Consider the following 18,459-nt stretch of genomic DNA (forward strand, 5'->3'; position numbering starts at 1 on the left):
GCCTCACGGTTTGTATATGGTTTGTGTGTGTTTGTTTATCGGGATTGAAACAGTTCCGGCGGAATGGTGCAGACGGGAATCGGATTGATTTTGTGCTGCATGGCGCGGTGCAGGCGGGTGTAGATTTCCAAAACTTCGCGTTGGCGTCCGGTGAAATCTTCCGGTTGCTGTTTGCCGTATACTTCCATGGCCCATTCCAATTCGGGATAGCTTGCGCCCATCTGTTGCTCGTCGGTACGCTCCGTGTCCCACAGTCCGTCGGTCGGCACGGCATCTTGAATGGATTGGATAACGTCCAGATCGGCGGCCAAACGGTAAATTTGGGTTTTGGTTAGGTCGGCAATCGGGCTGATGTCTACGCCGCCGTCGCCGTATTTGGTGAAGAAGCCGACGCCGAAGTCTTCGATTTTATTGCCTGTTCCGGTAACCAGCAGGCCGTTGATTTGGCCGTAGTAGTAAAGCGTAACCATGCGCAGGCGCGAACGGGCGTTGGCCAATGCCAGCTGTTTGTTGGGATAGGCGGATTCGTCAACTTCGACGGTTTCGGCAAACGTATCGAAAGTCGGCGTCAGGTCGATGCGTTCGCCGCGCACGTTGCTAAAGCGGCGGCTCAAATCTTTGATGTGATCTTGCGCACGGTCGACTTGGTCGGCTTTTTGGCGTATCGGCATTTCCAGCAATAAAGTAGGCAGGCCGGTTTTGGCTGCCAAAATAGACACCACCGCAGAATCGATGCCGCCGGATACGCCGACAATAAAACCTTTGGCGCGGGCTTTTTCCGCGTAATCTTTCAACCAGCCGACAATATGGTCGATAATGGCTTGAGTCTGCATGATGTTTCCTTGATAAACGGTAAAACATTAATATAGCTTGATTTGAGGCCGTCTGAAAACACCCGTTATGAAAACGGGGAAGGGTGCATTATTTTCAGACGGCCTTGAAGCCGTCGGATAAAAAATGCAGAAGCATTCGGGCTGCTGGTAAAATAACACCTTCATTTTCATCTGCTGCCGACCGTTATCATGAATCAGGAAAAAATCCGTAAGCACACGCGCTATGCCTATCTCTGTATTGCTTTGATGTTGCTGGCGTTTGCCGTGTTTATCGCTTTGTCGTTATGGCCTTCGGAAAACGGTGCGGCAAGCCGTTTGCTGTTTGCACGGATGGTTTTGTATGTTTTGCTGTTTTTTGCCGTTTTGGGCGGCATATTCAGCGTCAGAGTAGCATGGCTGCGCAAGCAGAAACCTTAATTTGAGAGCATGGATATGAAGACACAGATTCCCGAAGAAATCCGTCTGCAAAACAGCAGAATGGCGCTGACTTTGGTGTACGAGGGCAAACAGCACAGCCTGCCTGCGGAATTTTTGCGCGTTTATTCGCCCAGCGCCGAAGTGCGCGGTCACGGCAAAGGCAGGGAAGTATTGCAGACGGGCAAGGCCGAAGTCGTGATTTTATCGGTGGAGCCGGTGGGAAATTACGCTTTGAAACTCACTTTTTCAGACGGCCACGACAGCGGTCTCTACGATTGGGATTATCTGTACCAACTCGCGCACGAATACGATACAATGTGGGCAGATTATTTACGTAGAATCGAAGAGGCAGGCGCATCCCGTCTTCCTTTGCCGGGCGAACCGGATACGGCGGAACGCACTTGCGGTTCGGGCGGCTGCGGCAAGCATTGATATTCTGGTCGGCAGGTCAATATTTTAGGAAATCTAATGAGCGACAATAAAACCCATTTCGGCTTTAAAACCGTTAATGAAGAGGAAAAAGCAGGCAAAGTGGCCGAAGTATTCCATTCGGTAGCCAGCAACTACGATATTATGAATGACGTAATGTCGGCAGGTCTGCACCGAGTTTGGAAGCATTTCACCATTAATACCGCACGCCTGAATAAAGGCGATAAGGTGTTGGATATTGCCGGCGGTACGGGTGATTTGTCGCGCGGTTGGGCGAAGCGTGTCGGTAAGGAAGGCGAGGTTTGGCTGACCGATATCAACTCGTCTATGCTGACCGTCGGCCGTGACCGCCTGTTGAATGAAGGTTTGGTGTTGCCTGTTTCTTTGGCAGATGCCGAAAAGCTGCCTTTCCCCGATAATTATTTCAATTTGGTGTCGGTGGCTTTCGGATTGCGTAACATGACGCATAAAGATGCCGCATTGAAAGAGATGTATCGCGTTTTGAAGCCGGGCGGTACGCTTTTGGTATTGGAGTTTTCCAAAGTTTACAAGCCGCTTGCGCCTGCTTATGACTTATATTCGTTCAAACTGCTGCCGCTGATGGGTAAATTGATTGCCAAAGATGCCGACAGTTACCAATATTTGGCCGAGTCCATCCGCATGCATCCCGATCAGGAAACCTTGAAACAGATGATGTATGATGCCGGTTTCGACAGTGTGGATTATCACAATATGAGTGCCGGTATCGTAGCTTTGCATAAAGGCGTGAAGTTTTAAAAAAGCGGGCCGTATTATTTTCAGACGGCCTCTTTGCCCTATCAAACCAAACCCGGTTGGGTTTGGTTTTTTATTTCAGACGGCATTTGTGTTTTGGCCAGATTGCATTTGACTCTTTCCGAAAAAATCTAAAATTTTCAATTTTTTATATGAATTTTTTACTGGTGTGCCGATTAAAATACAAGCGCTTGCGGTTTTTATATGCAAATCCTGAAATGTCATAAATTAAATAAATAATGGGGGCATTGCTATTTTGTCGGGTTTTGGTACAATGCCCCCATTAATTGCAAACCCATACCCATGTTCAAGCCGCCTGTAGATTGGCGGCTTGAACTTTTATTTATGAAAATAAGAATAATCTTTGGATTGTTCTTAACGGAGAAAAATGTAATATGCAAAAAATCCCGTTGACCGTGCGTGGTGCCGAATTATTAAAACAAGAACTGCAGCATTTGAAGAGTGTTGCCCGTCCGGAGGTGATTGAAGCCATCGCGGAAGCCCGTTCGCACGGCGATTTGTCTGAAAATGCGGAATACGAGGCGGCTAAAGAACGCCAAGGCTTTATTGAAGGCCGCATTGCCGAAGTGGAAAACAAGCTGTCTTTGGCGCATATCATCAATCCTGCCGAGATTCATGCCGAAGGCAAAGTGGTTTTCGGTGCTACCGTTACCATCGAAGATTTGGCAAACGGCGAGCAGTCCAGATACCAAATTGTCGGTGAAGATGAAGCCGATATCAAAGAGAACAAAATTTTTGTAGGCTCTCCGATTGCCCGCGCCTTGATCGGTAAAGAAGAGGGCGATGTGGCCGAAGTGGAAGCGCCGAGCGGTATCCGCGAATACGATATTGTGAAAATCGAATATATTTAATCTGTTTTGCAACTTTGTTGATTTTGAGGCCGTCTGAACCTTTGAAGTATTTCAGACGGCCTTTTGTTATATTTTCATTGTATTGTCAGGTTGAAATCAGTAGTATTCATATAAGGAATATTTGATGTTGTTGTGTGCGGAGAGTCGTGCGCGATATAACAAATCCGCTGGCGATAACGTCGGATTCGTTTTTGTTTTTCAATATGTTATTTAAATAATGATTATTTGAATGATGTAATACGAAGGAAGTATGTATGAATAAGTTGGCTGGTGTGCTGGCTGCGGTGTGGTTGGGTCTGCAATTGTCCGTGGGGTATCTGTTTGCTCCGGTTCTTTTTCAAAATATGACCAAAATGGAAGCGGGTAAGCTGGCCGGCTTTATGTTCGACATTGTTTCTTATACCGGATTGGCTATTTGGCTGCTGGTGTATTTGATCGGCAGGCATGAGTTGAGCCGTAGCTTGATGCGTACGCATACTAATAAATTTGTGGCGGCTTTGCTGGCTTTGATGGCGGTCAACCAGTTTTTGGTCAGCCCGGTTATCGAGGCATATAAAAACAATACCGGTAATTGGTTGTTGTCTTTGGTTGGCGGCTCTTTCGGGCAGTGGCACGGCGTGTCCAGCATTATTTACATGGTGTGCAGTTTGTTGGCTGTAGGTTTGGTTTTCCGTTTGGTTAAGCTGGATTGGTATTAATCCGGTCGGATCGGTTAAGCAGTAAAATGTTTAGTGGTTTCGCTGCTTGTTCGGCTGAAGACAAAGTAAAGGCCGTCTGAAATTTCAGACGGCCTTTGTTGTGATAAAAGGAATTGCAGCAGGGATCGGCTGATTATTTTTTGCGGGTAAATTCGGCATTGAAAGACACGGGAACTTGCTCAACGATAGAGCTTAAGCCCATTACTTCAACCAGCTGTGCTACGCCGCCAACCATGTCCATCGCTTTGATATCGAGCAAAACGGGGCTTAACGTGCTGACCATGATTTTGTCTGCGCTGATGCGTTGTGCGGCCAGGTCGGCTTCCAGATTCAGCTGTTTGCCGTGGATGTCCAACACCAAAGGCTGTTTCAGGTTGATGGTTTCGCCTACGGCCAGTTTGCTTACGGCATCTACATCTACGGTGCCGGTTACGTTGGCTTTGGCGAATTTAGCGGTTTCGAAAACCCAATCTTTCAAACGTTGGTCGCGGATTTCGATGCCGGTGTTTACGCTGCTCAAATCCACTTCCATTTTGAATCCGCCGTCTTTACCCAACACGGCTTGGCTGGCGGTAAAGCGTGATTGCTCGGTAACGCTGTTCAGCTGTTTGTTGATTTTACTGCTCAGGAATGTGATGGTTGCGTTGGATACTTCCCAATCGGCGGGGGTTTGCGGAACGGCTTGCGCAGCTTCTGCAACAGGTTGTGTGTTTTGTGCGCTTTCGTTAGCCGGCGAGCAGGCTGCCAAAGCCAATAAAGAAGCGGCAACGATTAATGATTGTTTAAACATAAATATTCCTTTCTATTGAAAAATATAAAATAACGGATGGTGATTTAGGGTAACGTTTTTTAAGATGGTTTTATTTCGTTTTCTTATAAACAAATGCTGATGTAAGAGTAGACGGGCGGATTTTGCATTTCTTACAAGGCAATGAAATTTTTTTGCAAAAATTAACGGTTTTATATTTAGAGGTTTGTTTTCACTGTAAAATATTTTGACGGTTTTGGGCAGTTTTCAAACTGTTTGGTATTAGAAAGCAATCGTGCAGATATAATTCCTGTTTGCCGGCTAAGCGGTGGGCGGCCGGGAATCAATATTGGTTTATTGGAGAGGTGAAAAATGGTAAGTGTAGTATTGGAAAAGCAGCAGGTAAGTATCAATAATATTTACTGTATCGGTCGGAATTATGTGGATCATATTGCCGAATTAAAAAACGAAACACCGACCGAGCCGGTGGTGTTTATGAAGCCCAACAACAGTGTATTGAATGCAGGCGGAATTATCCGTTTGCCCGAATACAGCAGTTCAGTTCATTATGAATGCGAGTTGGTGCTGTTGGTGGGGCGTGATGAAGACGGAAACAACGAAGCGGATATTATGGGTTGTGTGGCCGGGTATGCCGTAGGATTGGATTTGACTGCCAGAGACGTACAAGGCCGTCTGAAAGAAAAAGGTTTGCCGTGGACAAAAGCCAAAGGGTTTAGAAATTCGGCTTGCGTATCGGATTTTATTGCGGCTCAACGTTTGTCCGAGCCTCAGAATTGCAGCTTTTCCCTACATGTTAATGGTGTGCAAAAACAACACGGGCAAACTTCTCACATGATTTATTCTCTGCCGCAAATTCTAGCCGATTTGGCAAAAACCTACGGTTTGAAACAAGGTGATGTGGTTTATACGGGAACGCCGGCCGGAGTCGGGCAGTTGAATACGGGCGATAAGCTGCATTTGGCTTTGGAGGATTTGGTAAACGCGGAGTTTATCGTCGGTTAAACAAAGTGGAATCGGCAATTGATTTATATGCCGATTTTGTTCCGTAGTGTTGGTTTGAAAATGGCCGGGTTCTGATGTTTCGGATACCCGGTTTTGTTTTTTTCTGCTGACTGTTTAATTTAAATGGAATTTTTATTCTTTTGTCATATCTAAAATTTTGCACATGGCGGAATTTCAGACGGCATGAATTTCTGTTATGATAATTATGTTTTGATTGAAAAAATTATATTCGTAATAATAACTTTCAGATTGAATAAATGTAAAATTTAGTAAATTAAAACTAATTTTAGTTATTATGACGTGTATAATTATAAAGCATAAATTACTAGTGTTTGTTGTTGTAAAGAAGTGTGGTGTTTTATTATATTCTGCGTGATAAATCTTTCCACATGAGTGCAACGGCAATACAATTATAAAAAATTAAAAATTTATAATAATAAATAGGAAAACTGATGGAAATCTTAATCTCACTATTACTGGTAGTAATCGGTATTATTATTCCGCTTCGCTCTTACAAAAAATTGGTTTATAAAGAGAATGCCTACATTGAGGCATTTGGAAAAATCCAATATGCGCTCACTCAAAGGCATAAGTTGGTGGTTAAATTTCTCGATGAAGTCGATGCGTATTTTAAAGACCGGCAATACGATTCCTTAAGGGAACTGGAAAAGATCTGCAAACGTGCGGAAGATCAATTGAAAATTGCTTCCCGCCAACTGGATGACGAGTCTTTGCAGTCTTTAGGCAAAGTTGAAACTGAGCTGAATAATGCTTTGTGGCGTATTCAATTGAAAATCGATGCGGACAAAACGCTGAAAAACGATGCCAAAGTGTTGCAGTGGTTGGATGCTTTGGACGAAGAAGAGAACAATGTGGCTTTGGCGCGCAGAAACTACAATCGTGCGGCAGCCGAGTATAACAACCTTTGCAGTTCGTTTCCGACCAAATGGTTTGCCGAGTTTTTCGGCAGACGTTCCCAAGCTTTCGATTTGAAGTTTGAAGATAATGTTGCCATTCAGGCAAGCCCGAAGTTATTGGGTTGAATCAAGTTTTTTCTTAGCTGTCATTCTTGTACATTTGTAAGCATGCTATCTGTGCCCCCTGAATAACCGGTTGTATGTGTTATTTGGGGGATTTTTTTGCGCCTAAAACAAAGCTCCCTAATAAGGGAGCGTGTGGGTTGTGTCGGATAAAATGTGCGTTCATGCAGCGTACCGGCGGCTTTGTTGTTTTTATCCGTTTATTCGGTTCGGTTTTGCAGCAGGGCTTGCGGATTATTTTGAATAAATTTTAATACCGTATCGACAACGGCTTGGGTTTGCGGATCGATTTCGATATTGACCACATCGCCGGCATTGCGTGTTCCGAACAAGGTGCGTTGCAGTGTTTCGGGAATCAGATGGACGTTGAATTCCTGTTCGGTAACGTCACCGACGGTCAGGCTGCAGCCGTCCAAGCCGATAAAGCCTTTGGTTAGGATATAGGGCTTAAGTGCTTGCGGAAGCTCGAACCAAACGGTTTTGTTTTGTCCGTTGCTGTCTATACGGCTGATAACGGTGGTGGCGATGATGTGGCCGCTCATCAGATGTCCGCCGATTTCGTCACCGAATTTGGCGGCGCGTTCCAGATTGACCGGATCGCCTTTTTTCAGACGGCCTAAATTGGTTTTTTGGAGCGTTTCCGCCATCAGATCGAAGCTGATCAGATTACCGTTGATTTCGGTAATGGTAAGACAGCAGCCGTTGTGGGCAACCGATGCGCCGATTTGCAGATTGTCGGTCATATGTTCCGGAAGTTCGACGATGTGTGTGCGGAAGTCGGGGGCGGGTTGCAGGATGCCGGCTAAGCGGCCTGTACCTTGTACGATGCCTGTAAACATATGCTGTCCTTGTTTGAATGGGTGGGAATGCGGTCGGTCGGATTCGATTTGCGGGGTATTGTAGCATTAATGCCGTATAAAATTCAGACGGCCTTTCTGTGTGTGGAAGGCCGTCTGAATTTTTAGAATGAGCTGCAATTGAAATCGCTGTTACCCTGCATTTGCAGGCGGAGGGCTTTGCGCCGCTCCGCCGCTTGGAAACGGCAGCGTTGGGCTTCGGTTTGCAGTTGCAGCGGTGGAACGGCTGCGGGTTTGCCATTGTCCATGGCAACCATGGTGAAGTAGCAGCTGTTGGTATGGCGCACGGTCCGTTCGCGGATATTTTGTGCTTCGACACGGATGCCGACTTCCATTGAAGTGCGGCCGACGTGGTTGACACTGGCCGAGAATGTTACCAGCTCGCCGACATGAATAGGTTCTTTGAAAGTTACTTTGTCCACCGATAAGGTAACGCAGTAATGGCCGCTGTAACGGCTGGCGCAGGCGTAGGCGACTTGGTCGAGCAGTTTCAATAAATCGCCGCCGTGTACGTTGCCACTGAAGTTGGCCATGTCGGGGGTCATTAAGATAGACATCTTTAATTCGTGTTCGGGTAGGCCGTTGTTTTGTGTATCCATAATTTGACTCTGTATTTATTTGATTTTTTGGTTGGAAAAGAAATATTGTATTTAAAATAAATAATTAATATTTGGATTTTTACTTATATAAAATATGGTAAAAGCTGCATGACGGTTTATTTTACGCTTGTTTTGCGGATGGGTTTATAGAAAATAGCTAATCGGCTCATAATGTCTTTTATTTTTATTAATATATAAATATTGCATGGGCGTTGAGCGGAAGGCGAGAGGCCGTCTGAAAAACTATAAGATTTTCAGACGGCCTCTCAATAGCTGGGTTGGGATAAATTATGTGGTTTGAATGTTAAACGGCATATTTACTTTTTCCCACTGCTCGATTTCGTAATCCAATGCGCCGGCAATTAACGGATGTTCGTCCAACCAACTTTGGCTGATGCGCAGGGTAAAGCCTTTGCCGGAAGGATTGGTACGCAATTGGGTATAGGGCGGCAGGTTCATCGGCAGGCGGGCGCGGCAGAATAGGGCGGCGAGCCTTAAGGACAAAATGGCGTACCAAGCCAGCTGCTCCGGGGCGCGTTCGACCATTTTTCTGACGTCGCCGCGATGTCCTAAAACCAGCAGGGAAAGGATTTTTTGTTCTTTGCGCGAGAAGCCGGGCATATCGGCGTTTTCCAGAATGTAGGCGGAATGCTTGTGATAGCCGGTATGGGCGATGTCGATGCCGATTTCGTGCAGAAGGGCCGCCCAGTTGATGTATTTTTTCCAATAGGCCAAATCCTGTACGGAAACGTGATGGGCGAAGCAGATGCTTTCCATAAACATTTGCGCGGCTTCCGACACGCGTTTGCCTTGGTTGCGGCTGACGTGGTAGCGCTCTTGGAATTGTGCAGTGGTTTGGTCGCGCATATCTTCGTTGAGTGTGCGGCCGATGAAATCGTAAAACACGCCGTCGCGCAGAGCGGCTTCGGTTACGGTCATTTTTTCGATTTCCAGCTCTTCAAATGCAGCCATCATTACGGCGAGGCCGCCTGCAAATACATCTATGCGTTCCGGTTTCATGCCTTCGAAGCGGGCTTTGCGCGTGCTGCCTGCTTCAATGATTTTGTCGGCGATTTTCTTCATGCCGGCATAGGTAATGTCGTTTTCTTGAGGGCATTCGAATGAAATGACATCACGGATGGCTTTGGCCGAACCAGAGGTGCCGACGGCAAAATCCCAACCGTTGCGTTTCATGGATTTGCTGATACGTTGGATTTCGGTGCGCGCTGCGGTAATGGCGGCTTGGAAGTCTTTTTGGGTAACTTTGCTTTGTGGGAAAAAGCGCATGCTGTAGGTTACGCAACCCAAAGCCAGGCTTTCGGTAATGGTGGGTTGGAGGTCGGAACCGATAACGAACTCGGTCGAGCCGCCGCCGATGTCGATAACCAGCATTTTGTCGCCGTTGGGCGGCAGGGTGTGTACTACGCCGGTATAAATCAAACGGGCTTCTTCGCGGCCTGCGATGACTTCAATCGGGAAACCTAATGCGGCTTCGGCTTTGGGAATAAAATATTCGATATTTTTGGCAACGCGGAAAGTATTGGTAGCGACAACTCGGACCTGCTCGGGTTTGAATCCTTGCAGGCGTTCGCCGAATTTTGCCAAACATTCCAGAGCGCGTTCTTGAGCTTCTTGGGTTAGGTGTTTCTGATCGTCGAGACCGGCGGCGAAACGGACCATTTGTTTGATGGAATCGATGATTTTCAATTGGCCGTTGTTATTTTCGCAGATTTGCAGACGGAAGCTGTTTGAACCTAAGTCGACGGAGGCTAGAATATTAGAAGCAATTGCTGTCATGATTGTGAATACTGGTTAAGTAAACGAAGTGGCTATGTTACAGGCTGGACGGATTGGTGTCATCTTTTTTTGTTCATGTTTGCAGCCTTGTAAAATCAGGATACAGGCATATTTTCAAACGGCCTTTCAGCCTTGCGGCGGCAGTCAGCCGGATTGGGTTATAATGACCGTTTTCGATGACGCGGTATCTGTCTGAATTTTGACGGTTTCGTTATACAGAACAGCAACGGAGGGGAAGAATGGTCTTTTGGTTTGTAACGGCTGCGGTATTGCTGATTTTGGAATTGTTTATCGGCACGGTGTATTTGCTGGTAGTCAGTGCGGCTTTGTTTGGCGCAGGTTTTGCCGCGTGGTTGTTCGACAGTTTCACGGCCGGCGTATTGACGGCTGCCGTGCTTTCGGCTTTGGGCATTTGGTGGGTAAACGGCTGGATACGCCGCCACCGCAGGCCGAAACAGGAAGAAGATGCGCTGCACGATTTGGATGTGGGGCAGACGGTTCAGGTTATCCGTCATATGTATGACGATATTTACGAAGTTTCGTACCGCGGTGCGTTGTGGCAGGCTAAAGCCGACAATGCCGAATCAGGCCGGGAAGCCGTTACGGCGGTGGTCACCGGTAAAGGCGGTAATGTTTTATTCATTCATTTACATTGATAAAAAGGGAAAAATATGGAGCTGTTATTGAGTTTTCCGATTCTGCTGCTGATTGTGGTAGTGGTATTCGGTTTTAAATCGTTTATCGTTGTGCCGCAGCAGGAAGCTTATGTTGTCGAGCGTTTGGGACGTTTTCACAAAGTGTTGAATCCGGGTTTGAACATTCTGATTCCGTTTATCGACCGCGTGGCTTATAAGCATACGTTGAAAGAAATTCCGATGGATGTGCCCAGCCAAGTTTGTATTACGCGCGACAATACTCAGCTGACGGTGGACGGCATCATCTATTTTCAGGTAACTGATCCCAAGCTCGCTTCTTACGGTTCGAGCAACTACATTATGGCGATTACCCAGTTGGCGCAAACTACGCTGCGTTCGGTAATCGGCCGCATGGAGTTGGATAAAACCTTTGAAGAACGTGATGAAATCAACAGTATTGTTGTGGCGGCTTTGGACGAAGCGGCGGTTTCGTGGGGCGTGAAAGTGTTGCGCTATGAGATTAAAGACTTGGTGCCGCCGCAAGAAATTCTGCGTTCGATGCAGGCGCAGATTACGGCGGAGCGTGAGAAGCGTGCGCGTATCGCCGAGTCTGAAGGCCGCAAGATCGAGCAGATCAATTTGGCCAGCGGTCAGCGTGAAGCGGAAATCCAACAGTCCGAAGGTGAGGCGCAAGCGGCGATTAATGCGTCAAACGGTGAAAAAATCGCCCGAATCAACCGCGCCCAGGGTGAGGCCGAAGCTCTGCGTTTGGTAGCGGAAGCCAATGCCGATGCCATCCGCCAAATCGCCCAAGCCCTGCAAACGCCGGGCGGCAATGAAGCGGTAAACTTGAAAGTGGCCGAGCAGTATGTGGAAGCTTTTGCCAAGTTGGCCAAAGAAAGCAATACTTTGATTATGCCGGCCAATGTTGCCGATATCGGCAGTTTGGTATCTGCCGGGTTGAAGATTGTGGAAGGGAACAAACAGGTTTCCGGCAAACTGTGATGAGTGTTGCGGTACCGCTGCGGAGCGTTTGAAGCTTGCCGATTGCTATACCGATATGCAAAAGTGCGGAGGCCGTCTGAAAATTTCAGACGGCCTTTTTGCTTGATGTATTCAAATGATTGGTTTGTAATCGGGTGGCTTGATGCTCAAGCAGTTTGGGTTTTGATGGCAGTTATGTGATTTTGTTAAATAAAGATGAATAGGGAAGGCCGTCTGAATTTTCAGACGGCCTTTGTATTCGGATAATGTAGCTAAACGGTTTGGTTTAAATGGTATTGCGTTTGTTTGGAACAGTCGGTTGATTTGAGGCAATTGGTTTTCCTTAAATAAATGAAAGCAGATAAAAAAGGCCGTCTGAAATTTTCAGACGGCCTTTGGCGATAGGACTGCCCTATATCGCATGCCGAATGTCGGTTTGGAAACAGAGGGCTTATTGTTCCGATTGCAACACCCGTTGGCGGCGGGTTTCGCTCAACACCATGCCCGCGGTTACCGATACGTTCATGCTTTCCACCGTGCCGAACATGGGCACGGAAACGAGCATGTCGCAATGTTCGCGGGTGAGGCGGCGCATGCCTTCGCCTTCGTTGCCCATCACCCATGCGATGCTTTCGGGCAGTTTGGCGTGGTAGAGATCGGCCTCGCCGCCCATGTCGGTGCCGACCACCCAGATGCCGTATTCTTTCAATTCGCGCAGGGTGCGGGCGAGGTTGGTGACGGTGATGTAGGGCACGGTTTCGGCCGCGCCGCAGGCCACTTTGCTCACGGTGGCGTTCAGCCCCGCGCTTTTGTCTTTCGGCGCAATCACGGCGTGAACGCCCATTGCGTCGGCGGTACGCAGGCACGCGCCGAGGTTGTGCGGGTCGGTAATGCCGTCAAGCACCAGCAGCAGCGCCGGTTCGCGCAGGTTTTCCAACACGTCTTCGAGATGGACGTGGTTTTTGGAGGCGTCGATAAAGCCGACCACACCTTGATGGCGCGCGCCTTTGCTGATGGTGTTTAAGCGTTCGGCAGCGGCAAAATGCACGCGCACGTTTTCGGCGGCGGCTTTTTCCAACACTTCTCGGGTGCGGGTGTCGTGTTTGCCTTCTTGGACATACAGTTCGGTGATGCTTTTCGGGTTTTGCCACAATCGGGCGTTAACGGCGTGGAAGCCGTAGATAAGTCGTTGGTTTGCCATAGTTGTCTTCGATTGATATTTCAGACGGCATTATACAGGGTTTAACCGTTCGGACGGCGTGTATTCCGAATAAACTTTACGGGCAGATGACGGCAGGCCGTCTGAAAAACGGTTGCGGCAAGGTGTCGGCTTTTTATATGATAACTGTATTTATTATAAAGTTGCTTGGTAAATGGCTTTGAGATTCGGTTTGCCGTTTTGGATTTTCGGCGTGTTACTGTCGTTTGCGTTGCCTGTCGTGCCGCCGTTGTGGGTCTGGACGGCGGTCGGTTGCTGCGCGGCCGTATTGTTTCGGCGTTACCGCAGTTTGGCTTTATTGCTGTTGTGTTTGACGGTTGGGGCGGCTTACGGTGTGTGGCGGACGGAAGCGGCGTTGTCGCAGCAATGGCAGACGGCTTCTGCGGCGGATTTAACCGTTACGGTGGACGATTTGCCGCAACGTGAAGCACGGCGTGTGCGTTTTACGGCCGTGGCGGAGGACGAAGCGGGCAGGCAGTACCGTTTGGTTTTGTCGGATTACGGTTTGCGCGATTGGCCGGTCGGCAGCCGCTGGCAGGTTCGCGCCCGCGTCCGGCCGCCGGTCGGGGAAGTGAATCCGGCCGGTTTTAACCGTGAAGCGTGGGCTTTGGCGAAGGGTATAGACGGCTTGGGTACGATTGGCGGCGAACGTGTTTTGTTGGCGCAGGGCGAGGCCGGTCGGTTGCTGAGGATGCGCGATTCGGTCAGCAGGCGTTGGCAGCAGGCGGCGGTGGTCAAGCCTGAATTTTCAGACGGCCAAGCGCTGATGCGGGCGTTGGGTATCGGCGAGCAGACGGCTTTGGATACGGGTGTGTGGCAGGCGTTCCGGCCTTTGGGTTTGAACCATTTGGTCAGTATTTCGGGATTGCATGTGGGTATGGTGGCGTTGTTTGCCGGTTGGCTGGCAAAGTTGCTGCTGGCGTGTTTGCCGTTTTCGCTGTCGAAGCCGCGTTTGTGGATGGTATCGGCAGGTGTGGCGGCCGGAATATTTTATGCCGGATTGGCTGGGTTTTCCGTGCCGACGCAGCGCAGTGTATTGATGTTGGCGGCGTTGGCTTGGGCTTGGTGGTGCGGCAGCGGCGTATCGGTTTGGCGCGGTTGGTGGCAGGCGTTGGCGGCCGTGCTGCTGGTTCAGCCTGCTGCGGTGTTGGGGGCGGGATTTTGGTTGTCGTTCGGTTTGGTGGCGGCACTGTTGTGGGTTGCGTCAGGCCGTCTGAACGGTTTGGGTTGGCGTGCCGTATTAAGGGGACAATGGGCGGTATCGGTGTTGTCGGTGGTGATATTGGGGGCATTTTTTGCTTCGGTGCCGCTGATCAGTCCTTTGGTGAATGCGGCGGCGATTCCGTGGTTTTCTTGGGTGTTGACGCCGTTGGCCTTGCTCGGCTCTATATTGCCTTGGCCCCGGTTGCATGAATTTGCGGCGGCGGCAGGGGAATACACGCTGCGGTTTTTGTTGTGGCTGGCGGAGTATGCGCCCGAATATGCGGTGGCGGAGGTGCCGTGGCCGTTGGTATTGCTGGCGGTGGTAGCCGGAGGTGTGCTGTTGCTGCCGAAGCCGACGGCGTTGCGGCCTTGGGCGGCGTTGGTGTTGTGCGGTTTTGTCGTGTATCGGAAAGAGCCTGTGCAATACGGGCGTGTGCAGATGGTGGTGTGGGACGCCGGGCAGGGTTTGTCGGTGTTGTTTCAGACGGCGCAACATCGCTTGTTGTTTGATACGGGGACGGCGCCGTCGGCCGCCATGAATATTTTGCCTGCGCTGAATGCTTGGGGCGTCCGCAGTTTGGATGCGCTGGTGTTGTCCCATCACGATGCCGACCATGACGGCGGTTTTGAAGCGGTTGCCCGTGCCACGCGGCCGAAACGCTTGTGGGCGGGGCAGCCGCAGTTTTATTCGGGCGCGGAAAGTTGTGATAAAGGAGCTTGGGAATGGGACGGGGTGCATTTCGAATGGTTGAGGCCGTCTGAAATTGTTAAGGCGGACGATAACGAGCAAAGCTGTGTATTAAGGGTGGTTGCCGGCGGACAGGCGGCTTTGGTCACGGGGGATTTGGGCAAGGCAGGGGAGAAAAGTCTGGTGGAACAATACGGCGGGGGTTTGCACAGCAATGTTTTGGTTTTGGGGCATCACGGCAGCGATACGTCGTCTTCCGGCGTGTTTTTAAATGCGGTGGCGCCTGAATATGCGGTGGCTTCGAGCGGTTATGCCAATGCTTACCGCCATCCGGTCAAAGCCGTGCGCGACCGTGTGCAGGCGCATGATATTGTGTTGCTGCGTACGGATTGGCAGGGCGCGTTGCGGTTTGAATTGGGCGCGGGCGGCGAGGTGTTTGGCGGACCTTTGCGGCAGCGCAAACCTTATTGGCAGAAAAAGCCTTTTGATAATGCTCCGTATTGAAACAGGCTGTCTGAAAACTTCAGACGGCCTGCTGTTTTGTATGATGCCGCTATTTATAAAGACCTTATAAAGACCACAGGTTTTTTTTGCTGCTGGCCAATGCCGCCAAGTTTGCGAGTTTGCTGCGGCCTTCATCTTTGCTGACCAGCGGTTCGCCGCCTTTCCTGCCGAGTATGCGCAAGTCTTCCTGCGGCATTTCGTCGATAAAGCGGCTCGGTTCGGGAAACTGCCACGTGCCTTGTTTTTTGCGTTTGATGCAGTGGGTGAGCGTGAGCTGTTTTTTGGCGCGGGTAATGCCGACATACATCAGGCGGCGTTCTTCTTCCAGGTTGCCTTCCTCGACGCTGTCGCCGTGCGGAAACAGGCCTTCTTCGCAACCGACCAGAAAAACAAACGGATATTCCAAGCCTTTGGACGCGTGCAGGGTGGACATTTTTACTGCGTCGGATTCTTCGTCTTCACGTCCTTCCAGCAAGGTCATCAAGGCGATGGTTTGGGCGATTTCGATGATGTTTTTGCCGTCTTCTTCGCCTTTTTTGGCCAGCCAGCCTGCCAAATCCTGTACGTTGCGCCATTTGATTTCGCCGGCCTTGCCTTCTTCGCTGTTGAGCAAGTGGGTTTCATAACCGATTTCGTCGAGCAGTTCCTGTATCAGCTCTCCGGCCGCCTGATGTTCGGCCTGCCGGCGGTAGCGTTCCATCATATACATAAACTGCTGCACGGCTTCGCGGTTTTGGCCGCCCAATCCGGCCAGTGCGTCCATTTTGAGTGCGGTTTCATATAAGCTGCCGCCGTGTTGGTGGGCGTAAGCGTTCAGACGGCCTAAAGTGGCTTCGCCGATACCGCGTTTCGGCGTGGTGGCGGCGCGTAAAAAAGCAGGGTCGTCTTCGGGATTGGCGATCAGGCGGATGTACGCCAGAATGTCTTTGATTTCGGATTTGTCGAAAAAGCTTTGTCCGCCGGAAAGTTGGTAAGGAATACGGGCGGCACGCAAGGCTTCTTCAAACAGACGCGCTTGGTGGTTGCCGCGGTAGAGAACGGCAAAATCGGCATAACGGATTTTGCCTTCGCCGACGATTTTCTGTTTGGCGATTTCGTTTACTACCCATTCGGCTTCATGTTGTTCGCTTTGGCAGGCGATGACCCGGATTTCGTCTCCCAAACCGTATTGCGACCACAATGTTTTCGGGAACAGCTTGGGATTGTTGGCAATAACTTGGTTGGCTACTTTCAGAATCCGGGCGGTGGAGCGGTAGTTCTGCTCAAGCTTGATGATTTTCAGCTGCGGATAATCGGCTTGCAGCAGGCGCAGGTTTTCCATATCCGCACCGCGCCAGGCGTAGATGGATTGGTCGTCGTCGCCGACGGCGGTAAACATGCCTTCCGCTCCCGTTATCAGACGCATCAGCGTGTATTGGCAGGTATTGGTGTCTTGGCACTCGTCCACCAGCAGATAGCGGAAGCGTTTTTGCCATTTTTGCCGGATTTCGCCGTTCTGCTTAAGTAAAACGGCCGGCAGACGGATAAGGTCGTCGAAATCGACGGCTTGGTAGCTTTCCAGCGTGGCTTGATAGCTTGCGTAAACCAGTGCGGTTTGGCGTTCCCATTCGTTGGAGGCCGTCTGAATGGCTTCTTCCGGCGTTTTCAGACCGTTTTTCCATAAGGAAATCTGGTGTTGCGCTTTAAATACCGCTTCGCGGCTGCTGCTGCCGAGCAGTTCGCCGAGGATTTTGCCGCTGTCGGTACCGTCGAGAATGGAAAAGTTTTTCTTGTAGCCGATGTTCGGTGCTTCTTCGCGCAGCATTTTCATGCCGAGCGAATGAAATGTACAGACGGTCAGACCGCGCGTCTGTTTTTTGCTGAGCATGCCGGCAATGCGTTCCTGCATTTCTTTGGCGGCTTTATTGGTGAACGTGATGGCGGCGATGGTGTGCGGCGCATAACCTGCTTCCGTGATCATGTAAGCGATTTTTTCGGTAATCACACGGGTCTTGCCGCTGCCTGCGCCGGCCAATACGAATAAAGGGCCGCCCAGATAGCGGACGGCTTCTTGCTGTTGGGGATTGAGTTTCATACGCCTTGAAAAATAGAGGCAAAAATAATCGGGAATGCCGATAGTGTATCAGTTTGAAAAACAGACGTGGCTGTTTGTGCTGCAAATATCCAGATTTTCTCTTGTCGTCGTTTCGGCAGGGTAAAACGGAGCGCCGTGCCGATTGGTGAAAAGCATTTCAGACGGCTTCGATTTTCAGTACAATGCCGTCTGAAAAACGACACTAAGGAAAGAGCATGTATTTTGTCGACCGCACCGCTGTGGTATTGAAGCCGACAGCCGTATTTTTGAAATGGTTGAAATCCGCCGACGAGGATATGCCGGACATCACTTTGGAGCAGATCCGCAGCAACTGTTCGGTATTTTTGGTGCCGCAGTTTGACGAGCCGGAAGCGGTGATCAGCTATTTTGACGACCGTTACCAAGAAATTTTCGAGGCGGAAATCAGCAGTTGGGATATTCCGAAAAACAAATGGCCGCAAGATATGGGGCTAAAAGCGTTTTGGGAATATTTCGAAGTGGAAATCCACGAAATGGTTTTGGATATGGAAGAAGCGGAGATGAGCGTTTCTCCCGTTTTCGACAACATGATGTAAGCCATGCGGGCTTTTCAGACGGCCTTAATGCCTTCGAAAACGGCTTTGATGGCGGTGCATATCCTGCATTTGGCTGCTGTTGCCGCCGCAGCCGTTTATTTTTACGGTTGGATGTGTTGGCTCGGCACGGCCGGTTTCACCGCCGGTTGGCTGTGGGCGGTGAAACGGCATCGGTTGGCGCACGACCGTGCCGTACATAAAATCACCGTCAGCCGGCAAGGGCAGGCCGCCGTGTTTTATGCCGCCGACCAGATGGCGTTTGAAGCCGTGTTGTTGGAAGACAGTGTGGTTTTGCCTTATGCAATGTTTCTGCATTGGGACGCGGGCGACCGGAAGATATGGCATTATGTGCTGCCGGATATGACCGACCGCGAATCCTACCGCCGTTTGCTGGTGTGGGCGCGTTGGGGACAATCTGCCGTATGAAATTTAAGGCCGTCTGAAAATTAAGGCCGTCTGAAAATTAAGGCCGTCTGAAAATTAAGGCCGT

General features: G+C 49.8%; 19 protein-coding genes. 12 read left to right on the top strand and 7 right to left on the bottom strand.

The features are described from left to right. Positions 1 to 35: 35 nt before the first annotated feature. Entirely contained in the window at positions 36 to 833 is a 798-nt protein-coding gene (gene nadE / locus EL309_RS09235) for an NAD(+) synthase (protein WP_004283586.1), read from the bottom strand. A 189-nt stretch (positions 834 to 1,022) separates the two neighbouring features. Here nadE and EL309_RS09240 point away from each other — a divergent pair, with 189 nt between their 5' ends. The 5 genes from EL309_RS09240 to EL309_RS09260 all read left to right on the top strand — a co-directional run bounded on the left by EL309_RS09240 (position 1,023) and on the right by EL309_RS09260 (position 4,023). After that, a complete protein-coding gene (locus tag EL309_RS09240; protein ID WP_004283585.1) occupies positions 1,023 to 1,250 on the top strand; it encodes a hypothetical protein in 228 nt (75 codons plus the stop codon). Positions 1,251 to 1,259: 9 nt separating this feature from the next. Further along, positions 1,260 to 1,682: a gamma-butyrobetaine hydroxylase-like domain-containing protein gene (locus tag EL309_RS09245; RefSeq protein ID WP_004283584.1), complete on the top strand. Its 423-nt coding sequence runs from the start codon at positions 1,260 to 1,262 to the stop codon at positions 1,680 to 1,682. Positions 1,683 to 1,718: 36 nt separating this feature from the next. After that, positions 1,719 to 2,456: a bifunctional demethylmenaquinone methyltransferase/2-methoxy-6-polyprenyl-1,4-benzoquinol methylase UbiE gene (gene ubiE / locus EL309_RS09250; RefSeq protein ID WP_004283583.1), complete on the top strand. Its 738-nt coding sequence runs from the start codon at positions 1,719 to 1,721 to the stop codon at positions 2,454 to 2,456. 392 nt (positions 2,457 to 2,848) lie between these two features. After that, positions 2,849 to 3,325: a transcription elongation factor GreA gene (gene greA, locus EL309_RS09255; protein ID WP_004283580.1), complete on the top strand. Its 477-nt coding sequence runs from the start codon at positions 2,849 to 2,851 to the stop codon at positions 3,323 to 3,325. A 254-nt stretch (positions 3,326 to 3,579) separates the two neighbouring features. Beyond that, on the top strand, positions 3,580 to 4,023 hold the full coding sequence (locus EL309_RS09260; protein ID WP_004283579.1) for a DUF4149 domain-containing protein: 444 nt from the start codon (positions 3,580 to 3,582) through the stop codon (positions 4,021 to 4,023). Between the two features lie 133 nt (positions 4,024 to 4,156). Here the strand turns inward: EL309_RS09260 and EL309_RS09265 are convergent, their stop codons facing one another. Continuing rightward, on the bottom strand, positions 4,157 to 4,813 hold the full coding sequence (locus tag EL309_RS09265; protein WP_004283578.1) for a YceI family protein: 657 nt from the start codon (positions 4,811 to 4,813) through the stop codon (positions 4,157 to 4,159). Between the two features lie 330 nt (positions 4,814 to 5,143). On the opposite strand from EL309_RS09265, the gene EL309_RS09270 reads away from it, so the two are divergent. Then, on the top strand, positions 5,144 to 5,794 hold the full coding sequence (locus tag EL309_RS09270) for a fumarylacetoacetate hydrolase family protein (protein WP_004283576.1): 651 nt from the start codon (positions 5,144 to 5,146) through the stop codon (positions 5,792 to 5,794). 452 nt (positions 5,795 to 6,246) lie between these two features. Beyond that, positions 6,247 to 6,837: a LemA family protein gene (locus EL309_RS09275; protein WP_004283575.1), complete on the top strand. Its 591-nt coding sequence runs from the start codon at positions 6,247 to 6,249 to the stop codon at positions 6,835 to 6,837. Positions 6,838 to 7,034: 197 nt separating this feature from the next. Here EL309_RS09275 and EL309_RS09280 read toward each other — a convergent pair whose 3' ends face one another. From EL309_RS09280 to ppx, 3 genes are all read right to left on the bottom strand, one after another. Next, positions 7,035 to 7,673 carry a riboflavin synthase gene (locus EL309_RS09280; RefSeq protein WP_040669729.1) on the bottom strand — a complete coding sequence of 213 codons (639 nt, stop codon included), beginning with the start codon at positions 7,671 to 7,673 and terminating at the stop codon, positions 7,035 to 7,037. 122 nt (positions 7,674 to 7,795) lie between these two features. Next, positions 7,796 to 8,290: an acyl-CoA thioesterase gene (locus tag EL309_RS09285; RefSeq protein WP_004283570.1), complete on the bottom strand. Its 495-nt coding sequence runs from the start codon at positions 8,288 to 8,290 to the stop codon at positions 7,796 to 7,798. Positions 8,291 to 8,578: 288 nt separating this feature from the next. Continuing rightward, positions 8,579 to 10,087, bottom strand: a complete 1,509-nt coding sequence (gene ppx / locus EL309_RS09290; RefSeq protein WP_004283568.1) for an exopolyphosphatase — start codon at positions 10,085 to 10,087, stop codon at positions 8,579 to 8,581. A 239-nt stretch (positions 10,088 to 10,326) separates the two neighbouring features. Between ppx and EL309_RS09295 the strand changes: the two genes are divergently transcribed. Both EL309_RS09295 and EL309_RS09300 read left to right on the top strand, forming a co-directional pair. Continuing rightward, the gene (locus tag EL309_RS09295) at positions 10,327 to 10,743 is read left to right on the top strand and encodes an NfeD family protein (protein ID WP_004283566.1); all 417 of its coding nucleotides are present in this window, start codon (positions 10,327 to 10,329) and stop codon (positions 10,741 to 10,743) included. A 27-nt stretch (positions 10,744 to 10,770) separates the two neighbouring features. After that, positions 10,771 to 11,727: an SPFH domain-containing protein gene (locus tag EL309_RS09300; protein WP_107726493.1), complete on the top strand. Its 957-nt coding sequence runs from the start codon at positions 10,771 to 10,773 to the stop codon at positions 11,725 to 11,727. A 430-nt stretch (positions 11,728 to 12,157) separates the two neighbouring features. Here the strand turns inward: EL309_RS09300 and rlmB are convergent, their stop codons facing one another. After that, the gene (gene rlmB / locus EL309_RS09305; protein WP_004283560.1) at positions 12,158 to 12,907 is read right to left on the bottom strand and encodes a 23S rRNA (guanosine(2251)-2'-O)-methyltransferase RlmB; all 750 of its coding nucleotides are present in this window, start codon (positions 12,905 to 12,907) and stop codon (positions 12,158 to 12,160) included. 172 nt (positions 12,908 to 13,079) lie between these two features. Between rlmB and EL309_RS09315 the strand changes: the two genes are divergently transcribed. After that, a complete protein-coding gene (locus tag EL309_RS09315; RefSeq protein ID WP_004283556.1) occupies positions 13,080 to 15,320 on the top strand; it encodes a DNA internalization-related competence protein ComEC/Rec2 in 2,241 nt (746 codons plus the stop codon). A 64-nt stretch (positions 15,321 to 15,384) separates the two neighbouring features. Here the strand turns inward: EL309_RS09315 and rep are convergent, their stop codons facing one another. After that, positions 15,385 to 17,394: a DNA helicase Rep gene (gene rep, locus EL309_RS09320; protein ID WP_004283555.1), complete on the bottom strand. Its 2,010-nt coding sequence runs from the start codon at positions 17,392 to 17,394 to the stop codon at positions 15,385 to 15,387. Between the two features lie 215 nt (positions 17,395 to 17,609). Between rep and EL309_RS09325 the strand changes: the two genes are divergently transcribed. Further along, a complete protein-coding gene (locus EL309_RS09325; RefSeq protein ID WP_004283554.1) occupies positions 17,610 to 17,969 on the top strand; it encodes a hypothetical protein in 360 nt (119 codons plus the stop codon). A gap of 3 nt (positions 17,970 to 17,972) precedes the next feature. Beyond that, entirely contained in the window at positions 17,973 to 18,395 is a 423-nt protein-coding gene (locus EL309_RS09330) for a protein YgfX (RefSeq protein ID WP_004283553.1), read from the top strand. Positions 18,396 to 18,459 lie beyond the last annotated feature (64 nt).

The sequence above is a fragment of the Neisseria weaveri genome (genome assembly GCF_900638685.1).
Lineage (GTDB): Bacteria > Pseudomonadota > Gammaproteobacteria > Burkholderiales > Neisseriaceae > Neisseria > Neisseria weaveri.